We start from the raw sequence: 2140 nt of genomic DNA, 5'->3' as shown, positions 1-2140 counted from the left end.
TTGGATCAAGAAACTTTGAAAAAGCCATGAGCAACTAACTTAAAAAGTATTGAAAGTTGTACACTATTACTAACAATTATTCAACCATATTTTTAAAGACTGCTAGTTCAAGCAATTTTCTATATTTATTTTAAGCTAAAAAAGCGCAAGTGAAAGATTGTGACCTTCCTAAAATTACAGAATCTAGTCTGTTTAATTTAAGTAAAAATTAATTACAAAAAAAACTAGAAAAAAGTTACAAAGGTAGATTATCATGCTTTTTCCATATTCTTTCTACTTTCTTGTTTTTGAGTAGCTCTAATGCTTTGTGAAGGTGATGCCTTGTTTTACTTGGCACTATTATATCGTCAATATATCCATGTGATGCAGCAAAAAATGGATTAGCGAATTTTTCTTTGTACTCTTTAGCCAGTGTTTGTTGATCTTTTTCACGTCGAAATATAATTTCAACTGCACTCTCAGGGCCCATCACAGCCATTTCAGCAGTCGGCCAAGCATAATTTATATCACCTTTTAGATGTTTAGAGTTCATAACAATGTATGCACCACCATACGCTTTTCTAGTGATAAGGCTAATTTTCGGTACAGTTGCTTCAGCGTAAGCGTAGAGCAGCTTTGCTCCGTGTTGTATTACATTATTATATTCTTGACTTGTACCTGGTAGGAACCCAGGAACATCAATGAGTGTGATGATAGGGATGTTAAATGCGTCACAGAACCTTACAAACCTTGCAGCTTTCCTTGAAGAATCAATATCTAAACATCCTGCAAGGTGAATAGGTTGATTTGCAACAATGCCAACAGTGTTACCTTCAATTCTACCAAAACCAATTATGATATTACGGGCAAAATCAGGTTTTAGCTCAAAAAACTTCCTTTCATCACACACCTTTTCAATCAGTTCATACATATCGTAGGGAGTATTAGGACTATGAGGAATTAAAGTGCTTAAAGATTCATCAACGTCATCAATACCGTTGCAGATTGGTACAAGTTTCGGGTATTGTTGATTATTTGCTGGCAAAAAGGTAAAGAATTCTCGCATTTTTAGCAGCATTTCAACATCATTATTAAACGCAAAGTCTGCGATTCCTGTTTTGCTTGTATGGATTTTTGCTCCACCGAGATCTTCGTGGCTTACATCTTCGTAAGTGACTTTTTTTACTATATCTGGTCCGGTTATGAACATGTATGAGCTATTTTTCACCATGAAAGTAAAGTCAGTTAATGCTGGAGAATAAACTGCACCGCCAGCACATGGACCCATAATTAAAGAGATTTGTGGTACAACGCCTGATGCATTTACATTCCTTTGAAAAATTTCTCCATAGCCAGCAAGGGAATTTACTCCTTCTTGAATTCTAGCCCCACCAGAGTCATTTAGCCCGATAATTGGAGCTCTGGCATTGATTGCCATATCCATAATTTTGCATATTTTTCTTGCATGTGACGGACCAAGTGAACCACCAAAGACAGTGAAATCCTGAGAGTAAACAAAAACTTTTCTGCCGTAGATAGTGCCGTGGCCAATTACAACCCCATCACCTAGAAAATTAGCACTTTGCATGCCAAAGTCAGTTGCGTGGTGTTTTACGAATTTGTCGTATTCTTCAAACGAATTTTCATCGAGCAGTATATTCAACCTTTCTCTAGCGGTTAGTTTCCCTTTTGCATGTTGTTTGCTGATTCTATCAGAACCGCCTCCTTTTTCAGCTTCTAGTGCTTTGGCTTTTAGGTTTTCTAATATTGTAAAGTCTTGCATATCAAAAAAAAGTGATTTTCAGTCAACAAAGTATACATTACTTTTTTAAAGTGTAAAAAATTCTATTTTTAATATAGGGACTTCCTATTAAGAACCTCATTATGATTTGATCAGCCGTTACTCAATAGAAGCAAAAAAACTACTTGACAACCTTTGCCAGCCTTGCTACTGTAAAAATAAGGGTGTTTCTAACTCAAAGCTTGTTTTTGATCTCCAGGCTCAATGACAAAATTCAGTAAAAAACTCAGGGTATTTTTCAGTGGATTGTATCAAATTATAGCGGCTGCATGTCCTTTTCACTTTTTCTACATTCAGCCAAGTCCTGCTTAAACTAAGCGTCAGCAAATTATTATAACGCCAATTTAAAGTATTATAGAG

General features: G+C 35.7%; 1 protein-coding gene. It reads right to left on the bottom strand.

Annotated features, from left to right (window positions below; genetic code table 11):
- Window positions 1-235: 235 nt before the first annotated feature.
- The gene (locus IHO40_RS05610) at window positions 236-1762 is read right to left on the bottom strand and encodes an acyl-CoA carboxylase subunit beta (RefSeq protein ID WP_225537151.1); all 1527 of its coding nucleotides are present in this window, start codon (window positions 1760-1762) and stop codon (window positions 236-238) included.
- Window positions 1763-2140: the final 378 nt, after the last annotated feature.

The organism is Wolbachia endosymbiont of Mansonella ozzardi (genome assembly GCF_020278625.1).
Classification (GTDB): Bacteria; Pseudomonadota; Alphaproteobacteria; order Rickettsiales; family Anaplasmataceae; genus Wolbachia.
This window is presented reverse-complemented; position numbering and strand designations above follow the sequence as displayed.

Bases quoted from the DNA above. Each gene is read 5' to 3' on its own strand.
- IHO40_RS05610 (WP_225537151.1), bottom strand. From the start codon at position 1,762: ATGCAAGACTTTACAATATTAGAAAACCTAAAAGCCAAAGCACTAGAA.